Genomic DNA, 20210 nt, shown 5'->3' on the forward strand with positions numbered 1-20210 from the left:
CGTCTATTCAGGCTTCCGACAGCCGCTTTCCCGCAGCGCCACCACCTGCAGCGCTCCGTCTTCCAGCGTGCAGACGAAGGTGTAGCAACCCGGCGCCAGTGGAGCGTCGGGCAGCACGCCGGTGAGGTGGCGCGAGGCCAGTTGCACGCGGGTCTTGCGATAGTGCGCCTGGGTGCCTGGCAGGCGATGCCAGCGGCTGGTCTGGCCGGGGGCCAGCGGGCCCAGGTCGACGTCGGTGCCGAGCTGGGGTTTGCCCTGCCAGACATGCTCGAAGGATTCGCCGCTGTCGTTGCGAATGCGTAGCTGGATCTCATCGGCGGCCTGCGCATGCAGGGCCAGCAGCAGACCGTACAGGGCCGGCAGACTGCGCCACATCACGGCGAATCCTCCAGGCTTGCCAGGTCGAGCAGCAGGTCGCACACCCGTGCCCTGCGCCGATCCAGAGAGGCGCCGCCCAGGTTGAGGGCGGTGGAGCTGCCCTGGTCCGCATAGACGGCCGCGTTCCATTGTTCCTGAGCCTGGTCGAAGGTCAGCCAGGCCCGCTGTGCCGCACGCAGGGCCTCGCGTCGCTCGGGGCCAGCCACGGCGATCAGTTCGCGGTAGACGCGATTGAGCTCCTTGTCCCAGGCACTCCAGGCGTCGGACTGTGCATCGAGCAGGTCGGCCGTGACGCCGGCGCTGCGCGCTGTGGCCAGCGCCAGTGCCTGGTCGATGGGGTGAGCCGTTTCGCGCCCGCAGAATGGCTCGCCGGCGCGGGCCGCGGGTGCCAGGGACACGAGCAGCGCCAGCGCGGTGTACAGGTAAAGACGGTTAACCATGCGGATCTCCTTTCGGGCGGGTATTCAGCGCCAGCGCACCGGTACATCGGCATCGCAGGTGGTCACCCCCGACACGCTGTCGCGCGCTACCTGCAGGCGCACGTCCTGTGTGGCGACCGGTACGATAGCTCGCCCCTGGCGTCGGGCATATGCCTCGGCTACGCGGAAGGCAGCCTGCGTGCAGGCGAAGGCCACGGCCGCGTCTTCCGCCACGAACCAGTACCGCGCGTAGCGCACCGCCAGGCCGAAACCCTCTGTGCCGGGCCGGACGGTGAACCAGGTGTTGCGGTCATGCCGATGCATGTACCCCGGTGCGGCGCTGCAGGCGGCGATCACCAGCGCCGCACCCAGCAGGGCGGCGCCAGGCTTCATTCGGCCACCGTGTAGCTCAGCAGGTCGAGCGACTGCGTATCCCTGAAGTTCCATGACAGGGCGTCCGAGCGCGCCACGATGCTGTAGGTCTTGCCCTGTTCGAGCTTGCCACCGGGCATCAGGTGCTCGCTGCGCGGGTCGAGGTAGAGCATGGTGGTCATGCCCTCGGCGCTGCGCATCAGCACGGCCTTCTTGCCGTTGCTCACCTTGGCTTCGTTGACCCAGGCACTCTTGTCGTTCAGCGGCGGGTCGAGGTTTTCCACGGTGCCCGACAGGCGCACGATCTTGCGCCAGGTCTGGCTCTGCTGCGGGGCGGTGGCCTCGCTGCTTGCCGCTGCCTCCGCCCGTTGCAGGTCGCCCAGCGAGTTGTAGGCGATGGTCCAGTCCGAAAGACGGGTGTCGCGGCGGATATGATCGGCCGCCAGCATCAGGTTTTCCGTCCAGCCACCACAGGCGCCCTTCTTCTGACACAGCGGCCAGGCCAGGCTGATCCAGTCCTGCAACTGGGCAGCCTTGTCGTGCCCGGCCATGTCCAGCTGGATACCCGCACCGAGTGCCACACCAGCCTGGTTCTGCCGCGGAGCCACCACCAGCACGGCGCCGTTGCCCACGTCGAGCTTGCCCACGCGCAGCTGGCGCATCATGGCCCAGGCATATTCTTCCGCGGTTTTGCCGTCCAGATCGTCGACCAGCAGGGTGACGATCTCCACGCCCGTCTGCTGTGCGTGGTCGTACATCTTCTGCTCGAACTGCGCGCGGATGGCGGGGTCGAGGAAGCCGAATTCGTCGTAGATGAACTGGGCGCCCTTGGTCGGCAGCGCATTGGCGTCGGCCTTGGGCAGGTGCTGCGCCACGGTCATGGCAGGTGCTTGTGGCTCGGCGACCGGCGCAGGGCCGGTCGGTGCCGTTTCCGCGGCGGGCGGTTGCGCCGCACTCATGGCCTGACCGCCCCGGCACTGCGCCCCGCCTTGCAGCTCACAGGCCTCGGTCCAGCCGTTGGCGATGGCTTCGAGGCGCTTGCGGCGGCCGGGGTGGGTCTGCCCATCGGCCTCGGGGATCAGCGTGGCAATCGCATTCTGCGCGTCGCTCAAGGGGGCCCCCATCTTGTAGAGCACAAAGCCGCTGAACTTGTCCGATTCCAGCTCGATGGGCGGCTGGCTGCCGCCGGGCACGATGGTATGGCCCGAGAGGTGGTGGCCGATCTCATGCGCCATGATGCTCACGGGCGCCCAGTTGTTGGCCTGGGTGGCACGGATCACCTCGCCCATGAACTCGGGGTTGTAGGCGATCACCCGGCGCGGAATCCGGTCCGCTCCTGCCATGATCACCGCCGCCGCGTTGGGCACCTGCCCTTCGACGACCACGAAATTGGCCGGCAGGCCGGTGTAGCGCATGATTTCCGCGACCACGTGCGTGCCACTGTTGCCGCCCTTGGACAGATCGGGCGGCGAGAAGGCCAGGGGGCTGCCGTCGTAGGAGCAGGCTTGCAGCGTGGCCGCCAGTTCGGCCGCCAGCTGCGCGCGGCTGGATTCGGCGTTCGTGGCTGTTTCTTGTGCCCATGTCGGACTCGCGCCGGCCAGGCCAGCGAACAGGGCGCAGGCGAGGGTGGCGGGACGGAAGCTGAACGGCAGATGAGCGGGTTGCTTGGGCATGATCGGGCTCCTCGGAGATCGTCGGCCAGCGATGCCGCCCACGCGGGTTCGTGTCGGCAGCGCTGTCTTCCTTGTGGCGGCGGCTATGGTATGCAGGCATCCGGACGGCGCCCATCATTCAGGTGAATGAGCCTCTTCTTCATCCCGCGTCCCTCTGCCACAGCACCCACGCCACCACGGCGTGGGCATAGAGTTGCGTGGCCTGCCACTTGAGCAGGGCGAACAGCGCACCGGCCAGCACCAGCCGCCAGCCATCGCGGCGCAGCTCGGCGAGGAAGAACTGTCGCAGCGCGCCGATGAACACCAGCGCCTGCAGTGTCGTCATGTACCAGGGCGACCACTGCCTGTGCCAGTGCAGCAGTGCCGGGGAGGGCGCCAGCACCAGAGGCAACTGGTTGATCATCTGCCAGGCGATGAACACCGCCTGGCAATACAGCGCCAAGGCCAGCAGCTCGGTGGCGTTGTAGCCCAGGCGACGGCGGAACAGACACCACGCGCTCAGGTAGGCGGCTACCACGCCCAGTGAGAACGACCACTTGGAATAGCTCGTGACCAGCGCGTACACGCGTTGCGCTGCCTCGCTCGGCAGCACGGGCCTGAGGTATTCGGTATGGCTCAGCACCAGTAGGAGCAGGCCGATGGCCAGGCAGAGCAAGGTCAGCGGATGCGGTAGGTCCTTGCGGCGGCCGAGTACGTACTCGCGCGCCATGCCACCTGGCGCGCGCAGGACACGCAGGGCATTGAGCAGGACGCGCCATTCGAACCAGCGAAAGCGCGCCCAGGCTTCCTTGCGCACGGTGGCCACGCCCATGCGCCCCGCCTTCTTCTGTCCGCACTGCGCGCAGTAGGGGCCGCCGAGCGGTGCCGCGCAGTTCAGGCAGGAGGTGGTATCAAACAGGGTGTCGGTGATCGTATTCACCAGGAGACGTTCCATGACGATCGAAGTGGACGACAGCTTGAGCATCGATCGGCGGCGGCGAGGCCGTGCTCATCGAGGCAACAACACTGTGACGGGGATCTTAGAAAGCCCACCGAACACCGCCTATCCGTCACCTAGAGGATGGGCGTGCGGTGCGGAGCCTCTATCATCAGACGTCTCACAGCTTGAAAAGGAATTGCCTTGCATCCGGCATTGGGCGATCTGATGGGCGCGGTGGCCGACGAGACGCGCTTCAGCGACGCGCTGTCGCGCTATGCGACCAGCTTTCGTGCCGACCTGCTGGGGGGAGCCTTTTTGGCCAGCGGGCTGGAGCAGCTGGCCCAATGGGGCGCCGAGTTCGCCATGCATCCGGACGTGGATTACTGGCTGCGTTCACCGTCGAGCGAGGGCACGCCAGCACTGCTGGCGATGGGGGTGACGCCCGAGGCCGCGCAGCGCTACGCCAGCCACTATCGACTCCATGACCCGCTGTGGGACGCCGCCATGGCCGAGCGTGAGCGCCTGGCGGTGCGGGGTACGCCGGGCGTATGGGTGGCCACGGACGCCCCGGTGCAACATACGCGTGGCTTTCGCCATAGCGAGATCTACAACGACTTCCTGCGTACCTATGGCATCGGTACGCGCATGTTCGGCGGCGGTCAGGGCGCGAAGCATCCGGTGGGCAACCTGTTCATGTCCATCTATCGCCAGGGCGATGACCAGGGCTTCAGCCATGATGAGGTACGACGCTTCCAGACCGAATTCGTCGCCGTGCAGCACGCCGCCTTCCTGCATCGCGAAATGGTGGCGCTGCGTTCCCGTGCGCGCGGTCTCGAAACCTTGATGGAGCGGCTTCCCCTGGGGGTACTGTTCTTCGACAGTGGCGGTCGCCTCCTGCATGCAAATGCCCGTGCGCGCGTGCTGTGCGAGCGCCCGGAGGGCGGTGTGTTGCGTGCACTGCAACGTGGCAGCGTGCTTGCCAGCACGGCGCCGGCCGTGCTGCGGGCGCTGTTCCAGCAATCGCTGCAAGGCCGCAGTGGCTGCGTGGAGCTGCCGGGTGGCGTGTTGCTGGTCACCCTGGCCATTGCCGAACTGGCGGAGCTGGGCCTGGACCATGGCGCGCCGGGGGTGGCCTGGGTGGCAATGGAACGCAGCCTGGATAGCGCCGCCGCGGTTGCTCTAGCACGCCAGGCATATCGCTTGAGCCCGGCGGAGTCCGAGCTGCTGCTGGCACTGATGCGGGGGCAGACCCCACAGGGTTTCGCCGCGGCGCGTGGCGTGCGCATCTCCACCGTACGTACCCAGATGAGCACGCTGCTCGACAAGACGCAGACACAGCGCCAGCAGGAGTTGCTCGCGCTGGTGGCGCGCCTCATGTTGCTCGCCCCCGCTCAAGCCGCAGCGCTGTCATAACGGTATCCGGTGCCGGTTCTGGCAAGTCGCTCTTGCCATGTGAAATTATTCATGAGATTTTTCATGAAAAATAAATGAATAATTTCACATGGCTGCCATGTTCAAGCAATCCGCCCAGCACATCGGAACCTACTACGCCGGCACCTATGGCCAGATTCCCCTGCGCCCGCGCCTGCAGGAGCGGACCGACTGCGACGTGCTGATCGTCGGCGGCGGCTTCAGCGGCCTGCACACCGGGCTGCGCCTGGCGCTCGCCGGCAAAAAGGTGGTGATCCTCGACGCCAGCCGCATCGCCTGGGCCGCTTCCGGGCGCAACGGCGGCCAGGCCCTGCCGGGCTGGTCCTGCGACATGCCGCCGCTGGAAAAGGCCTTGGGCCTTGAACGTGCCCGCCGGCTGTGGGACAGCATGGTCTGGGCCGCCGAGGAAATGCGCGAGCTGCCCGAGCGTCACCGTTTCGACATCGACTACCGCACCGGTGCCCTCTACACCGCCGTGCTGCCGCGCCGGGTCCGGCAACTGCAGGAAAGCCTGGACGAAGCCGAGCGTCAGTACGGCTACCAGCGGCTCAGTTTCATCCCCAGGGAGGAACTGCCGGCATGGATCGCCAGCCCGCGCTACCTGGCCGCGCTGCACGATTCCGGCGCCGCCCATCTCAACCCGCTGAAGCTGGCCCAAGGGCTGGCCGGCGCCATCGAGGCGGCCGGCGGCCGGATCTTCGAGCAGACCCGGGCACTCGACTATCGCGAGACCGATGCCGGCTTCGTCGCCCGCACCGAGCAGGGGGAGGTTCGCAGTGATGTGCTGGTGCTGGCCTGCAACGCCTACCTCGACCGCCTCGACCCGGAGCTGTCCCGGCGCCTGCTGCCGGTCGGCTCCTACCAGGTCGCCACCGCGCCGCTGGAGCCGGAACTGGCGCGCTCGCTGTTCCCGCGCGGCACCTGCGCCATCGACAACCAGTTCGTGCCGGACTACTTCCGCGTCACCCCGGACAACCGCCTGCTGTTCGGCGGCGGCTGCACCTACCTGGGCGGCATCCCGGCGGACGTGCCGGCGGCCACCCGGCCCTACCTCGAGCGGGTCTTCCCGCAGCTGCGCGGGGTGCAGATCGACTACGGCTGGGGCGGTCACATCGACTGCACCCTGCACCGCACGCCGGACGTCGGCCGTCAGGGCCACAAGTTCTGGCTGCAGGGTTTCTCCGGCCACGGCATCCTGCCGACCCTGGCTGCCGCGCGCGCCGTGAGCGACGCAATCCTCGGCGACGAGGAGCTGCTCGGCCTGTATCAGGGGCTGAGCAACCCGCGCTTCCCCGGCGGCGACCTGCTGGCCGCGCCCATCGAGGCCGTGGGCAAGGCCTGGTACCGTCTGCGCGATGTGATCTGAACTCAACCGGATACGGAATCGGCATGGACAAGCAGGAACAAATCGAAGGCCTCGCGATCCTGGTGCGCGACCTGCGCAAGCACAAGAACCTGACCCTCAACGAACTGGCCGAGCGCATTGGCCGCTCGGTGGGCTTCCTGTCCCAGGTCGAGCGCGGCCTGTCGCGCCCGACGGTGGCCGACCTCACCGCCATCAGCGAAGCGCTGGGCGTGCCCACCACCTATTTCTACAACCCGGGCCACCCGCGCGCGGTGCGCTGGGTGACCCGCCCGGACGAGCGCCGCACGCTGTACTACGCCGGAGGCATCACCGATGTGCTGGCCTCGCCGGGCATGGCCGGAGGCTTCGCCATGCTCGAGAGCTTCCTCGAACCCGGCGCCACCAGCGGTGAAGGGCACCTGAATGACAGCTCCGAGCAGGGCGGCTTCGTCCTCGAAGGCGAGCTGACCGTCTGGTACGGCGACGACGCCGAGCCCGTCACCCTCGGCCCGCGCGACAGCTTCCAACTGCCGCCGCACGCCAGCTTCCGCTACGCCAACCTTACCGACCAACCCACCCGAGTGCTCTGGGTCTTCACCTGACCCGCCGCAGATATCGCCATGACAACAACAAGATTCCCCGACCTGCTCAGCGAAGTCCGCGCCTTCCGCGCCGCCCATCCCGAGGTACGTTACGTCGACCTGATCTGCCTGGACATTCCCGGGCATTTCTATGGCAAGCGCTACCCACTCGACATGCTGGAGAAGGTTGCCGCCGGCAGCCCGCTCAAGCTGCCGCAGAACTGCGTGCTGCTCGGCGCCCAGGGCGGCCTGCACCCCATCGGCGACTACTGCTTCAACGACGGCGACCCGGATGCCCCGCGCCGCCTGATTCCCGGCAGCCTCAAGCCGGTGCGCTGGGAAAACCAGCCGCTGGGGCAAATGCTGATCAGCTCCGACGGCACCGAGGCGCCCATCGAGTTCGAGCCGCGCGAAGTGTTGGCGCGCGTGATGAAGCGCCTGGAGGCCCGAGGCATCCGCCCGGTGGTGGCCTTCGAGCTGGAGTTCTACCTGTTCGACCGCAAGCTGGATGCCGGCCTGCCGCAGTACCCGCGCGATCCACTGACCGACGACGAAGACGACCAGCCGAACATGCACATCGAGCGCCTGTCGCGCTTCTCCGACGTGCTCCACGAAATGGTCGAGGCGGCACAGGAACAGGGCGTGGACGCCAACGTGATCACCGCCGAGATCGGTCCCGGCCAGTTCGAGATCAACTTCGCCCACTGCGATGACGGTCTCCACGCCGCCGACCAGGCCGCCCTGTTCTGCCGCAGCACCCGAGGTGTGGCGATGAAGAATGGCTACCGCGCCAGCTTCATGAGCAAGCCCTACCTGGATGCACCGGGCAGCGGTATGCATGTACATGTCAGCCTCTACGACGAGGCCGGCAACAACCTGCTCGACGGCGATGGCCAGCGCCCATTGCGCCACGCCGTGGCCGGCTGCCTGGAGCTGCTGCCGCACTGCATGCCGATCTTCGCCGCCAACCACAACGCCTATCGCCGCTACGGCTCGCGGGTCAACGCAGCCAGCCAGGCCAGCTGGGGCTTCGAGGACCGCGACGCGTGTATCCGCATTCCCGAGTCGGACGGCAAGAACCTGCGCATCGAACACCGCCTGGCCGGTGCCGACGCCAACCCCTACCTGGTGCTGGCGGCCATCCTCAGCGGCATGGAGTACGGCCTCGACCAGGCACGTGAACCGATTCCTTCGCTGAACGACGACCGCAGCAGCGGCGTAGCCTTCCCCACGGACATGCTCACCGCGGTGGCGGAGATGGAGTCGCACGACGTGGTGAAGGAGAAGCTGGGCGCCGAGTTCGTCTTCGTCTACTGCGAGAACAAGCGTCACGACCACCTGGACTTCATGAACGAAGTCAGCGCGCGGGAGTACCGCTGGTTCCTCTAGACTCGCCCAAGCGATGCAGGGCCGACCTGCCTGATCAGGAGGAGTGGATGTACATCGGAGAACTGGCACGCCTGACCGGTGCCTCGCCCAAGGCCATTCGCCTCTATGAGAGCCAGGGGCTGCTCGGGGCGGTGCCGCGTGCCGGCAGCTATCGCCACTACGGTGACGACCAGCTGCAGCAGGTGCAGCTGATTCGCCAGGCCCAGCGTCTGGGCTTCAGCCTGAGTGAACTGCGTCAGGCCTTGGGCGAGGATCCTGCTCAGCCCGACTGGCAGGCCCTGCAGATCCGCATCGAAGACAAGCGGCGCGACGTGCAGGCTGAAATCGTCCGTCTGCGGCGACTGGACCGGGCCCTGGCAGAGGTAGCCGAGGAAATCGCCAGTTGCACCATCGGCACCGAGGATTGCGCCTTCGACACGCCTTGACTCTGCCCCTAGGGGCAAGCGTCAGGATGGCCGACGTGAATTTCAGGGAGACCTCACGCCATGGGCCAACGCGTCCTCGTTCTGCTCGGCCATACCGACCCACAGAGTTTCTGTGCCGCCATGGCGGCGCGCTATGCTGAGGCCGCCCACGCTGCCGGCCATGAAATACGCCGGCTGGATCTTGCAGCGCTGAATTTCGATCCGGTACTGCACCTGGGTTATCGCCAGCGCCAGACCCTGGAGCCGGCGCTCGAGACGGTCCGCGCCGATTTGCTGTGGGCCGACCATCTGGTGATCGTTTTCCCCATCTGGTGGGGTGCCGCCCCGGCGCGCTTGAAAGGCCTGTTCGACCGTCTGTTGCTGCCGGGCTTTGCCTTCCGCTATCGCCCGGGCAAGGCGATGCCAGAGCCGCTGCTCGCCGGGCGTACGGCCGAGTTGCTGGTGAGTATGGATACCCCGCCCTGGTACTACCGCTGGGTCTATCGCGATGCGGGCATTCGCCAGATCCGGGCTAACGTCCTGGAGTTCTGCGGCATCCGTCCGGTGCGGGTATGGCGGGTAGGCCCGCTGATCTCCAGTAGCGTGCCACAGCGTGAGCGCTGGCTGGATCAGGTCGCCGCACGAGCCGGGCAACTGCGAACCACACCTGGGAGGAGGCACCCGACACGGCTGAACACACCTGCGCCCAGTGAAGCCCGACGTACTCTCGAATGAAAAAGCTCGGCATCGAGCCGGGCTTTGCTTGCCGATGTCGCTACTGCGCCGCCTGCATGGTCTGGGCGTGCTCGGCCTGCATCTCGATGATCCAGCCTAGAGGCCAAGCCTGCGCAGCCACGGATGTCATACATCACGCGCACTGAGGGGTAAGAGGTGAGCACAATTCGACAATCGCAGGAAGAACTGCTGGCTCTGAGCGGTGCCATGGTGCCGGCTCTGGTGGGTGCCAGCAGCCGCATGCTGATGGGGCTGGCGGCGGGTAATACCGAGTCGTACGCGCCAAGCTTAAGACCATGAAGTTCCTGAGCCTGAACGAGGTGACATAGGACATGCGGATAACTCGGGGCAAGTACTACATTATTCTCTCAATAGCGGCACACGAGGATTTTTTCCTCTACCGCCTGCTGGACATAGACACGGGCAGGCCAATCTAGCCCTAGCCTCGCACGAGTTGCAGACATGGAAGGAAAGCTGGCGGTCGCGTTGGTTTTAACTTTTATATATGATGCTATTGATAGGAATAGCCAAGAGAGTCTTGGGTCTCATTGCTACTAATTTAGTTTAGAAGAATAATGAAAGTTACTTCAGTGAACTCCTCTCCTTTCCACCCTAAGTATAGAGCCGACATTGATGGCCTTCGTGCTATAGCGGTTTTAGCTGTTGTGATGTTTCACGCGTTTCCAAAAAAGCTTGTAGGTGGCTTTGTTGGTGTGGATGTATTTTTTGTTATATCCGGTTTTTTGATATCCACGATCATTATGAAAGGTCTGGCCGTAGACGGGTTCAGTTTTTTTGATTTTTACGGGCGACGAATAAAGAGAATTTTCCCGGCGTTGTTAATTGTTCTAGTCTTCTCAGTCAGCTTTGGTTGGTTTGCTTTATTGGCGGATGAGTATGCGCAGCTTGGAAAGCATGTTGTCGCAGGGGTTGGATTTGCTTCAAATATTGTGCTGTTCCGGGAGTCTGACTATTTTGATTACTCGGGCGAAACCAAACCGCTGCTCCATCTTTGGAGTTTAGGGGTTGAGGAGCAGTTCTATATCATATGGCCGCTGGTGTTATGGGGGGTGTGGCGTTGGCATAGAATTACCTTGCCTTGTCTGATTGTTCTTCTGCTTGCATCGTTTTTTTGCGGGCTGAAGTCTCTCTCAGAAGACAGTTCAGCTGCTTTTTACCTTTTTCATAATCGTGCTTGGGAGTTGATTGCCGGGGCAATATTGGCTTGGTACGTTGTGCGTGGTAGGCAAGAAATGGTTTGCTCTCGCTTAAAGGCCAAGCTGAATGACTTGCTATCTGTTGTAGGTGCTGGGGTCATATTAGCTTCTATAGTTTTTATAGGGAAAGATAATTTTCCTGGCTGGTGGGCTTGCCTGCCGGTACTAGGTGCCTGCTTGATTATATATGCAGGGAAAGATGCCGCTTTTAATCGAATTGTATTGTCTAATCGGATAGCTGTTTGGTTTGGGCTAATCAGCTTTCCTTTGTACTTGTGGCACTGGCCACTGCTGTCATTTGCAAGAATTCTGGAAAGCGATACTCCCTCTGCGGAGATACGCCTTGCGGCTGTGGCCCTGTCGATTTTTTTGGCCTGGCTAACATACTGCTTTATCGAAATTCCCTTAAGAAATAAATTTTCCAGCAAGGCTAAAATAATTTCTCTTTCAGTCCTTATGGCATGCGTCGGAAGCGTAGGGTATGCCATCTTCAAACTGGATGGAGTTCCACAGAGAGGAAGCCTGGAAAGCATTCGAGATGTACAAGCAGAGCTTGAATTTAAAATGAAAAGAGGCGAGGCATGGATATGCAAGGACTATCCTGCCTCTGATTGCATCTATTCCGATATCCCCGATGGCATAGTACTTGGTGATAGTCATGGGCCCAGAATCTACGCAGGGTTGAAAGACGTCTATGCAGAGAAGGGTATGAAGCTGGCCAGCTTCGGGGGCAGAGGAGGATGTCTGCCTTTCTACAATGTTGCTTCAAAACCGGGGCCAGGCGTCGATAAGGTAAGGTGCCATGAGAGTGTCTCTAAGGCTATAGACAAGATAGTGGTTATGCCAGAGATCAAGCGAGTGATAATTGTGAACAGAGGTCCGCTGTATACATCGGGCAAGGGCTTTGGTGGATTTGCCGGAGATTATTTCACGGATTGGAGTATTGCGCTGGGTGGAAACTTTGATTCGGGGATGACGAATACTGAAGTCTTCCGGGAAGGATTAAAAAATACTCTAGATATTCTGGTCAAGGCTAATAAAGAAGTTATATATGTGCACAATGTGCCAGAGTTGGGTTTTGATATAAAGTCATGTATCGAGGCGCGACCTATTAGATTGACCAGCGTGTTTAGATCGCCATGTGCTGTCAGCAAAGAAGCGTTCCTGAAGAGGAACAGCGAACATCGGCGTCTTGTTGAAGAGATACTTGCTCAATTTCCACAAGTCGGGCAATTAGATCCATCTAAAGTTTTGTGCGATGAAAAGTATTGCTATGGAAGGAAGGATGGCAGGTTCTTGTACTCTGATGATGATCATCTGAGCGGTTACGGATCAACTGTTCTAGCGGAGGGGTTGCGCGAGCAGCTGCTTTGGTGAACCTGCGTATAGGCTTATTTCGCCCCCTTGGTACATTCAATCGTACTTCACGAGCTTTTCTATACCCCGCGCTCGTTGCGCCAGAAAAAAGCCCGGCATAGTGCCGGGCTTGGTCTCACCGATGTCGCTTACTGCGCTGCCTGCATGGTCTGCGCACGCTCAGCCTGCTTTTGCTTCTTGTAGGCCAGCGCCGCCGGCGCCACCTTGCTCACCTGGCCGGTCTCCAGCCATTTCTTAAGGCGATTGGCGTCGGCCATGTGGGTGTACTTTCCGAAGGCATCCAGCACCACGAAGGCCACCGGCTTGCCAGCCATCTGCGTACGCATCACCAGGCAGTGGCCGGCGGCGTTGGTGAAGCCGGTCTTGGTCAGCTGGATGCTCCAGTTGTCCTTGTGCACCAGGCTGTTGGTATTGCGGAAGCCCAGGCTGTAGCGCGGCTTGGCGAACTGCTGGACATGCTCGCGGGTGCTGCTGAACTGGCCGATCAGCGGGTACTGGCCAGCTGCCTTGACCAGCTTGACCAAGTCGTTGGCGGTAGAGACGTTCTTTTCCGACAGGCCGGTCGGCTCGCGGTAGCGGGTGTTGCTCATGCCCAGGGCTGTGGCCTTGGCGTTCATCGCCGCGACGAAAGCTGGCACGCCGCCCGGGTAGTGGTGGGCCAGGCTGGCAGCAGCGCGATTCTCCGAACTCATCAGGGTCAACAGCAACATGTCGCGACGGCTCAGCTGGCTGCCGATACGTACACGGGAGTACACGCCCCGCATCTCCGCCACGTCCTTGATCACGATGTTCAACTGCTCATCGAGCGAAGGCTTGGCGTCCAGCACCACCATGGCGGTCATCAGCTTGGTCACCGAGGCGATCGGTACCTGCAGGTCGGGGTTACTGGAGTAGAGGATCTGGTTGGTCTTGAGGTCGACCAGCAAGGCACTGCCGGAGGCGAGTTCCTGGGTCTTTGGCGCCGCCTGGGCGACAGGGTTGACCAGGGCCAGGCCTGTCAGCAGCAGGCCGGCGAGAAAGGAGATTTTTTTCACGAGTAGAGTCCGCACCTATGAAGTGATGCCTGGGCGGTCCGTGCCGGCGAATGGGCGGAGTATAAGTGTGCTGCAGGTCTCACGCGAGTGCGCGGGGCAGGCGGTTGTGCTGGTGTACACGACCGCCTTGAACGGTGGCGATGTGATATCTGGATGTCTCGCGGGTGCGTCGCACTGCGCGCAGCCACCTAGTCTTCCCACTCACGACCTGCCAGCTCCAGCAATGTGCTGGCCTGGTCCGGACCGTTGCTACCGGCGGTGTAGGGGCGAGGGTCCTGGTAGTTGTCCTGCCAGCCCTTGAGGATCGGGTCGATCCAGGACCAGGCCGCCTCCACCTCGTCGCGACGCATGAACAGCGTCGAGTCGCCCTCGATCACGTCCAGTAGCAGACGCTCGTAGGCGTCCCAGCGGCGCTTCTGCGGGAATACCTGGGCCAGGTTCAGGTCCAGCTCCATCGGTGTCAGGCGCATGCCCTTGCCTGGGCTCTTTCCCATCAGTTGCAGGGTGATGCGCTCTTCCGGCTGCAGGCTGATGACCAGGCGGTTGGCCTGGCTGCCGTCGAACAGGCGGTGTGGCACCGGCTTGAACTGGATGACGATCTCCGAGCGCTTCTTCGCCATCCGTTTGCCGGTGCGCAGGTAAAAGGGCACTCCGGCCCAGCGCCAGTTGTCTATCTCTGCCTGCAGGGCGACGAAGGTCTCGGTGTCGCTGTCATTGTCGACGTGCTTCTCGAAGTAATAGGCCGGCACTTCCTGGCCGCCGATCTTGCCGGCCACGTACTGGCCGCGCACGGTCTTGTCGTGTACGTCGAGGCCGGCGATAGGTTTCAGCGCTTCGAGGATCTTCACCTTCTCGTTGCGCACCGACTCGGCGTCGAAGCGCACTGGCGCTTCCATGGCGACCAGGCACAGCAGCTGCAGCAGGTGGTTCTGCACCATGTCGCGCATGGCGCCGGCGTGGTCGTAGTAGGCGCCGCGGTTCTCCACGCCGAGCGTCTCGTTCACGCTGATCTGCACGTGGTCGATGTGCCCGGCGCGCCAGATCGGCTCGAACAGGGCGTTGGCGAAGCGCAGCGCCATCAGGTTCTGCACCGTCTCCTTGCCCAGGTAGTGGTCGATACGGAACACCTGCGCCTCGCTGAACGCCGCGCCGATGGCGGCGTTGATCTCGCGGGCCGACTCCAGCGAGCGGCCGATCGGCTTTTCCAGCACGATGCGCGTATCGCTGCCAGCCAGGCCGACAAGGGCCAGGTTCTCGGCGATGGCTTCGAACAGGTCGGGGGCGGTGGCCAGGTAGTAGATGCGTCCGCGGTTGCAGGCGCTGGTACCGAGGAACTTGCCGAGGCGGCCGAATTCGGCGGTGTGCGACAGGTCCATGGCGAAGTAGTCGAGGCGCGCGGCGAAGCTGGCCCAGGTATCGTTGTCGAAGTCGCTGCGGGCGACCTGGGCGCGCACCCGGCGCTCAGCCAGCGACTGGTACTCGGCCCGATTCAGTACGTTGCGCGCTACCGCCAGGATGCGCATGTCCATGCTCAGGCGGCCGTCGCGGTGCAGGTGGTAGAGCGCCGGCAGCAGCTTGTGCAGGGCTAGGTCGCCGGTACCGCCAAACACCAGCATGTCACAAGGACTGTTCAACGAGGGGCCTCCGGGCTGGTTTGCCTGTGCGGGTTTGGCATTCATGTAGTATAACTACAAGATCACTACAGCCCGATCATAACAGCCTGGGTGAAACCGCAGCGAGCCGGTTGGCCATCGCACCTGCGGTTTCCATCGAACCGACAACAGAGTCCCGCCTGTGAATCTTCTGCAGCATATCGCCCAGTCCCGTCACCTGCTCCGCAAGTCCGAACTGAAGGTCGCCGATCACGTCCTGCAGGACCCTTCGGCGGTGATGCACAGCTCCATGGCCGACCTGGCCCACGAGGTCGGCATCAGCGAGCCGACCATCGTGCGCTTCTGTCGTGCAATCGGTTGCAGCGGTTTCCAGGACCTCAAGCTGAAGCTGGCGCAGAGCCTTGCGGCGGGGGCCAGCTTCGGTCAGTTCTCGATCAGCGAGAACGACTCGGTGGCGGACTTCAGCCTGAAGATCTTCGACACCACCCTGCACACCCTGATGGAGGTGCGCGAGCGCCTCGACCCGCGCGAGCTGGAGCGGGCCGTCAACGCCATTGCCAATGCCCAGCGTATCGAGTTCTACGGTTTCGGTGCCTCCGGTGCGGTGGCGGCCGATGCCCAGCACAAGTTCTTCCGCCTGCTGCTGACGGCTGCAGCGTACTCGGACCCGCATATGCAGGCGATGAGCGCGGTGACGCTGAAGCCCCACGATGTGGCCATCTGCATTTCCCAGTCCGGCCGCTCCAAGGACCTGCTGATCACCGCCAACCTGGTGCGCGAGTCCGGCGCCACGCTGATCACCCTGTGTCCCAGCCAGACCCCGCTGGCCGATCTGGCTACGGTCAACCTGGCCATTGATGTGCAGGAAGACACCGAGATCTACACCCCGCTGACCTCGCGTATCGCCCATCTGGTGGTGATCGACGTGCTGGCCATGGGTGTGGCCATGGCCCGTGGCCCGGACCTGGTCAATCACCTCAAGAGCGTCAAGCGCAGCCTGCGCAGCCTGCGCCTGTCGCCCAAGTCGGTGCGCAGCGCGGAAGATTAGGTACTGCTCCGGCTTCGTTCGCGAACCGGGAGCAGACCCTTGGTCACGCAAGATTCATCGACGCGCCCTCAAAGCGTCACGCTCAGGCGCGCATGCTGAGCTCCCGGTAAACGGACCAGGAGCGCCGCGATGAACCTGCATTTCGAAGAACCCATCCTCGACAGCAAGACCCGCCGCAAGCTGGAAGACCAGCGTCGCATGGCGTTCCGCCGCGCCATCGAGGAATACGCCGAGCAGCGCCGGATGCAGCAGGAGCTCGGCGGCTACCCCGATCTGATCCTCACTGATTTTCTCTCCATCACGCGCAGCCCGCAGCGCCACGCGGCCTGAACCCTGCGCACGGTATGCCGAATTCGGCATGCCGCACGTGCAAAGCGATCAAGCCTCGGCAGCGGCAAGAGGCCACTGTAACGGGCAGACTGCCAGGAGCCCGTTATGACCCGACTGACCCTCACCGAGGCCCATGAGCTGGCCGCCGACATTCTGCGCCACGCCGGTTTCAGCGAAGCCTTTGCACAGGCCATCGCCGCCACCGTGACCGCCGGCGAACGCGATGGCTGTACCTCCCACGGCCTGTGGCGCCTGCTCGGCATCGTGCGCACGCTCAAGTCCGGCAAGGCGGTGGCCGATGCCGAACCCGAGGTGATCGACCAGGCACCGGCGCTGGTGCGGGTGGACGCACATGGTGGCTTCTCCCAGCTGGCATTCGCTGCCGGCCTGCCGCTGCTGGCCGACAAGGCAAGGCGCAGTGGCATCGCCGCCATGGCGATCAACCGTTGCGTGCACTTCTCCGCGTTGTGGGCGGAGATGGAGGCGCTCACCGAGCTGGGTCTGGTGGCGCTGGCCTGCAACCCCACTCAGGCCTATGTGGCGCCGACCGGCGGCAGCCGTCCGCTGTTCGGCACTAATCCCATTGCCTTCGGCTGGCCGCGAGTTGGTGGTCATCCCTTCGTCTTCGACTTCGCCACTAGCGCCGTAGCGCGTGGCGAGATCGAGCTGCACCGTCGCTCCGGCGCGCCCCTGCCGGCCGGCTGGGGTGTCGATCGCGATGGTCAACCGAGCAGCGAGGCCGCCGAGGTGCTTGACCACGGCGCCATGCTGACCTTCGGCGGGCACAAGGGCTCGGCCCTGTCGGCGATGATCGAGCTGATCGCCGGGCCGCTGATCGGCGACCTCACCAGCCTCGAATCCGGTGAATTTGACGGGGGCGTGAATGCCCTGCCGTACCACGGCGAACTGATCATCGCCCTCGACCCGCAACGCTTCCTCGGTGAACAGGCCGACCAGCACCTGGCTCGCGCCGAAGGGCTGTTCGAGGCTATCCAGGGTCAGGGCGCGCGGTTGCCGTCGCAGCGCCGCTACGAGGCGCGGGCGAAGAGTCTGGTGGAGGGCGTGGAGATCAACGATGGCCTTTACCACGATCTGCAGGCGCTATTGAAATAGCGTTCTCGCAGGCAAAAAAAGCCCCGGCGAACCGGGGCTGAGGGAGAGAATCGCTGGTGTCTGAGCCGACACAAGTTGTGTTTCAGGCCAGAGATTCTCGCGTGGTAATGCCGTCGACCAGCCGAGCCAGGCCCAGCGGGTTGGCGTTTTTCAGGGCGTCCGGTAGCAGGGCGTCCGGGCAGTTCTGGTAGCACACCGGGCGCAGGAAGCGGTCGATGGCCAGGCTGCCGACCGAGGTGCCGCGTGCATCCGAAGTGGCCGGGTAGGGGCCGCCATGGACCATCGCGTCGCACACTTCCACGCCAGTCGGATAGCCGTTGAACAGCACCCGACCAACCTTCTGCTCCAGCAGCGGCAACAGGTCGCCGTGGACTTCCAGATCGGCTGGGTCGGCGGTCAGGGTGGCGGTCAGCTGGCCGCGAAGACCCTGCAGCGCGCGGATCAGCTCGGCCTTGTCGGCCACTTCCACGATCACGGTCACGGGGCCGAACACTTCTTCCTGCAGCAGCTCGTCGCCGTTCAGCAGCAGGGAGACATCGGCCTGGAACAGCTGTGGGCGGGCCTGGCGGCCTTCCTGTGGCTGACCGGCCAGATGCTTCACGCCCGAATGGGCGCGCAGTGCGGCCAGGCCGTGCTCGTAGCTGCTCAGGGTGCCGGCGTTGAGCATGGTCTGCGCCGGGCGCTGGCCGATCTCGGCAATCAGGCTGGCGGTGAACACGCTGAAGGCTGGCGAGGCGATGCCGATGACCAGGCCGGGGTTGGTGCAGAACTGGCCGCAGCCCTGCACGACCGAGTCGGCCAGTTCACGGGCGATTTTCTCGCCACGCGTCTGCAGGGCGGCGGGTAGCACCAGCACCGGATTGATCGAGCTCATCTCGGCGAATACCGGGATCGGCTGTGGGCGCGCAGCGGCCATGTCGTACAGGGCGCGGCCACCCTTCAGCGAGCCGGTGAAGCCGACCGCCTGGATTGCCGGGTGCTTGACCAGCCACTCGCCGACTCCGCCACCGTAGACCATATTGAACACGCCGGCCGGCATGCCGGCTTTCTCTGCCGCGCGGACGATGGCTGTGGCCACGTAATCGGCAGTGGCCATGTGGCCGCTATGGGCCTTGAACACTACCGGGCAGCCGGCGGCCAGTGCGGCCGCGGTGTCGCCACCGGCGGTGGAGAAGGCCAGCGGGAAGTTGCTGGCGCCGAACACCGCTACCGGGCCGACGCCGGTGCGGTACTGGCGCAGGTCCGGGCGCGGCAGCGGCTGGCGTTCGGGCAGGGCCCGGTCGATGCGCGCGCCGTGGAAATCGCCGCGGCGCAGTACTTTGGCGAACAGGCGCATCTGGCCGCTGGTACGGCCGCGCTCGCCCTGGATGCGTGCGGCCGGCAGGGCTGTCTCTCGGCACACCAGCTGGACGAAGTCGTCGCCGAGGGCGTCGATCTCGTCGGCAATGGCATCGAGGAAGGCGGCGCGGCGCTCCGGGCTCAGCTGGCGGTAGATCGGATAGGAGGCTTCGGCGGCACGGACGGCGGCATCCACCTCGGCCTCGGTGGCCTGGTGGAAGCTGTAGGGCAGCGCCTCGCCGGTGGTGGCGTCGAGGCTCTGCAGGGTGATCTGGCCGGCGGCGCTACGGCTGCCGGCGATGAAGTTGTGGCCGATGGTGGCGGACATTGTTAGCTCCTGTTGGGACGGGTAGGGAAAGGCCTTACCTGCCCGGTTGATAGCGGCAGTAGCCGATCAACCTGGTTATTGCATGCCGGATCGGCCGGATGCGCTGGAAGCACCCGGCCGAAGTATGGCGGTCAGGCGAGGTTGTGTTCGGCCGACCAGTTGGCGTACCACTGGCGGAACAGCTTGTACTGGGTCTCGGCGTAGTTGCGCTGGGCATCGCTCAGTACATCGGTCTCATTGAAGTGCAGGGCATATTCCTGGTCGCCGTTCAGCACCATCAGGTACTTGTAGTAGAGGACCAGGTCGCAGCCCTCGTCGAAGGACGACAGCACGTTCAACGCGTCGGACAGCTCCAGCGCACGGCGGCGGGCCACGGCGTCGCCCTTGGCAGCCTGCTTGCTCAGCTCGACCAGCTGTAGCACTTCGCGCGGCAGGGCGTTACCGATACCGGTAATGGCACCGGTGGCACCGCAATTGACGAAGCCATGCACCACCTGGGTATCGACACCGGCCATGAGGATCACCTGGTCATCCTTCGAGGTGATGTGCTCGGCGGCGTAGCGCATGTCGGCGGCGCCGCCGAACTCCTTGAAGCCGATCAGGTTGGGGTACTGGCGACGCAGCTTGAAGAACAGGTCGGCGCGGGTGGCGAAGCCGTAGTACGGGCTGTTGTAGATCACGGCCGGCAGCTTCGGCGCCGCCTCGAGAATGGCGGCGAAGTGGGCTTCCTGGGCGGCTGGCGACGCGCCACGGGACAGCACGCGCGGGATGACCATCAGGCCATGGGCGCCGACCTTGGCGGCGTGGGCGGCGTGGGACACCGCTTCGCGGCTGTTCACCGCACCGGTGCCGACGATGGTCGGGATGCCGGCGGCGACCAGGCGTGCCACCCCTTCCTGGCGCTCGGCCTCGGTGAGCAGCGGCCAGTCGCCCATGGAGCCGCAATAGACCACGGCGCTCATGCCGGCTTTGATCAGCTCTTGGCCCTTGCGCACCAAGGCATCGAAGTCCGGCTTGCGATCGGCGGTGCAAGGGGTCATCAGGGCGGGGATGGTGCCAGTGAAGATGTTGCTGCTCATGCTAGTGCCTCCTGGGCAGAGTCAGAGTATTTCGTATACGAAAACAAGTGGTCGTTATGAACCCTTGTTTCCATGGGTTGGGCCGGG

The 20210-nt window shown here is 63.9% G+C and carries 19 protein-coding genes; 10 read left to right on the plus strand and 9 right to left on the minus strand.

Annotated elements, in window-relative coordinates; genetic code table 11:
• Positions 1 to 3: 3 nt before the first annotated feature.
• From IB234_RS03040 to IB234_RS03060, 5 genes are all read right to left on the minus strand, one after another.
• A complete protein-coding gene (locus IB234_RS03040; protein WP_192313686.1) occupies positions 4 to 375 on the minus strand; it encodes a hypothetical protein in 372 nt (123 codons plus the stop codon).
• A complete protein-coding gene (locus IB234_RS03045; protein ID WP_192313689.1) occupies positions 375 to 818 on the minus strand; it encodes a lysozyme inhibitor LprI family protein in 444 nt (147 codons plus the stop codon). Before IB234_RS03045 ends, IB234_RS03040 begins: the two co-directional genes overlap by 1 nt.
• Before the next feature lie 24 nt (positions 819 to 842).
• The gene (locus IB234_RS03050) at positions 843 to 1190 is read right to left on the minus strand and encodes a hypothetical protein (protein ID WP_192313692.1); all 348 of its coding nucleotides are present in this window, start codon (positions 1188 to 1190) and stop codon (positions 843 to 845) included.
• Entirely contained in the window at positions 1187 to 2842 is a 1656-nt protein-coding gene (locus IB234_RS03055) for a TPM domain-containing protein (protein WP_192313695.1), read from the minus strand. The genes IB234_RS03050 and IB234_RS03055 overlap by 4 nt, the downstream gene beginning before the upstream one ends.
• A gap of 139 nt (positions 2843 to 2981) precedes the next feature.
• Positions 2982 to 3761, minus strand: a complete 780-nt coding sequence (locus IB234_RS03060) for a DUF3667 domain-containing protein (RefSeq protein ID WP_192313698.1) — start codon at positions 3759 to 3761, stop codon at positions 2982 to 2984.
• Between the two features lie 201 nt (positions 3762 to 3962).
• Between IB234_RS03060 and IB234_RS03065 the strand changes: the two genes are divergently transcribed.
• The 7 genes from IB234_RS03065 (at position 3963) to IB234_RS03095 (ending at position 12240) form a co-directional block, all read left to right on the plus strand.
• Complete coding sequence (locus IB234_RS03065) at positions 3963 to 5174, plus strand: helix-turn-helix transcriptional regulator (RefSeq protein WP_225580225.1); 1212 nt, start codon at positions 3963 to 3965, stop codon at positions 5172 to 5174.
• 97 nt (positions 5175 to 5271) lie between these two features.
• On the plus strand, positions 5272 to 6558 hold the full coding sequence (locus tag IB234_RS03070) for an NAD(P)/FAD-dependent oxidoreductase (RefSeq protein WP_192315538.1): 1287 nt from the start codon (positions 5272 to 5274) through the stop codon (positions 6556 to 6558).
• A 23-nt stretch (positions 6559 to 6581) separates the two neighbouring features.
• The gene (locus IB234_RS03075; protein WP_192313701.1) at positions 6582 to 7139 is read left to right on the plus strand and encodes a helix-turn-helix domain-containing protein; all 558 of its coding nucleotides are present in this window, start codon (positions 6582 to 6584) and stop codon (positions 7137 to 7139) included.
• Positions 7140 to 7157: 18 nt separating this feature from the next.
• Complete coding sequence (locus IB234_RS03080) at positions 7158 to 8507, plus strand: glutamine synthetase family protein (protein ID WP_192313704.1); 1350 nt, start codon at positions 7158 to 7160, stop codon at positions 8505 to 8507.
• A gap of 47 nt (positions 8508 to 8554) precedes the next feature.
• The gene (locus IB234_RS03085; protein ID WP_192313707.1) at positions 8555 to 8932 is read left to right on the plus strand and encodes a MerR family transcriptional regulator; all 378 of its coding nucleotides are present in this window, start codon (positions 8555 to 8557) and stop codon (positions 8930 to 8932) included.
• A 60-nt stretch (positions 8933 to 8992) separates the two neighbouring features.
• Positions 8993 to 9646 carry an NAD(P)H-dependent oxidoreductase gene (locus tag IB234_RS03090; RefSeq protein WP_192313709.1) on the plus strand — a complete coding sequence of 218 codons (654 nt, stop codon included), beginning with the start codon at positions 8993 to 8995 and terminating at the stop codon, positions 9644 to 9646.
• Between the two features lie 575 nt (positions 9647 to 10221).
• Positions 10222 to 12240, plus strand: coding sequence for an acyltransferase family protein (locus IB234_RS03095; RefSeq protein WP_192313712.1), 2019 nt, complete (start codon positions 10222 to 10224; stop codon positions 12238 to 12240).
• A gap of 128 nt (positions 12241 to 12368) precedes the next feature.
• Here the strand turns inward: IB234_RS03095 and pbpG are convergent, their stop codons facing one another.
• Complete coding sequence (pbpG, locus tag IB234_RS03100; RefSeq protein ID WP_412547892.1) at positions 12369 to 13289, minus strand: D-alanyl-D-alanine endopeptidase; 921 nt, start codon at positions 13287 to 13289, stop codon at positions 12369 to 12371.
• Positions 13290 to 13462: 173 nt separating this feature from the next.
• Entirely contained in the window at positions 13463 to 14953 is a 1491-nt protein-coding gene (gene zwf / locus IB234_RS03105) for a glucose-6-phosphate dehydrogenase (protein WP_192313714.1), read from the minus strand.
• A gap of 115 nt (positions 14954 to 15068) precedes the next feature.
• Here zwf and hexR point away from each other — a divergent pair, with 115 nt between their 5' ends.
• The 3 genes from hexR (at position 15069) to IB234_RS03120 (ending at position 17378) form a co-directional block, all read left to right on the plus strand.
• A complete protein-coding gene (gene hexR, locus IB234_RS03110; RefSeq protein WP_192313716.1) occupies positions 15069 to 15935 on the plus strand; it encodes a transcriptional regulator HexR in 867 nt (288 codons plus the stop codon).
• Positions 15936 to 16064: 129 nt separating this feature from the next.
• The gene (locus tag IB234_RS03115) at positions 16065 to 16265 is read left to right on the plus strand and encodes a PA3496 family putative envelope integrity protein (protein ID WP_192313718.1); all 201 of its coding nucleotides are present in this window, start codon (positions 16065 to 16067) and stop codon (positions 16263 to 16265) included.
• Between the two features lie 105 nt (positions 16266 to 16370).
• Positions 16371 to 17378, plus strand: coding sequence for an Ldh family oxidoreductase (locus IB234_RS03120; protein ID WP_192313720.1), 1008 nt, complete (start codon positions 16371 to 16373; stop codon positions 17376 to 17378).
• A gap of 82 nt (positions 17379 to 17460) precedes the next feature.
• Here IB234_RS03120 and IB234_RS03125 read toward each other — a convergent pair whose 3' ends face one another.
• Together IB234_RS03125 and IB234_RS03130 are read right to left on the minus strand one after the other, a co-directional pair.
• The gene (locus IB234_RS03125; RefSeq protein ID WP_192313722.1) at positions 17461 to 19044 is read right to left on the minus strand and encodes an aldehyde dehydrogenase (NADP(+)); all 1584 of its coding nucleotides are present in this window, start codon (positions 19042 to 19044) and stop codon (positions 17461 to 17463) included.
• A 131-nt stretch (positions 19045 to 19175) separates the two neighbouring features.
• Entirely contained in the window at positions 19176 to 20123 is a 948-nt protein-coding gene (locus IB234_RS03130) for a dihydrodipicolinate synthase family protein (RefSeq protein WP_192313724.1), read from the minus strand.
• Positions 20124 to 20210 lie beyond the last annotated feature (87 nt).

The sequence above is a fragment of the Pseudomonas sp. PDM16 genome, from assembly GCF_014851865.1.
Classification (GTDB): Bacteria; Pseudomonadota; Gammaproteobacteria; order Pseudomonadales; family Pseudomonadaceae; genus Aquipseudomonas.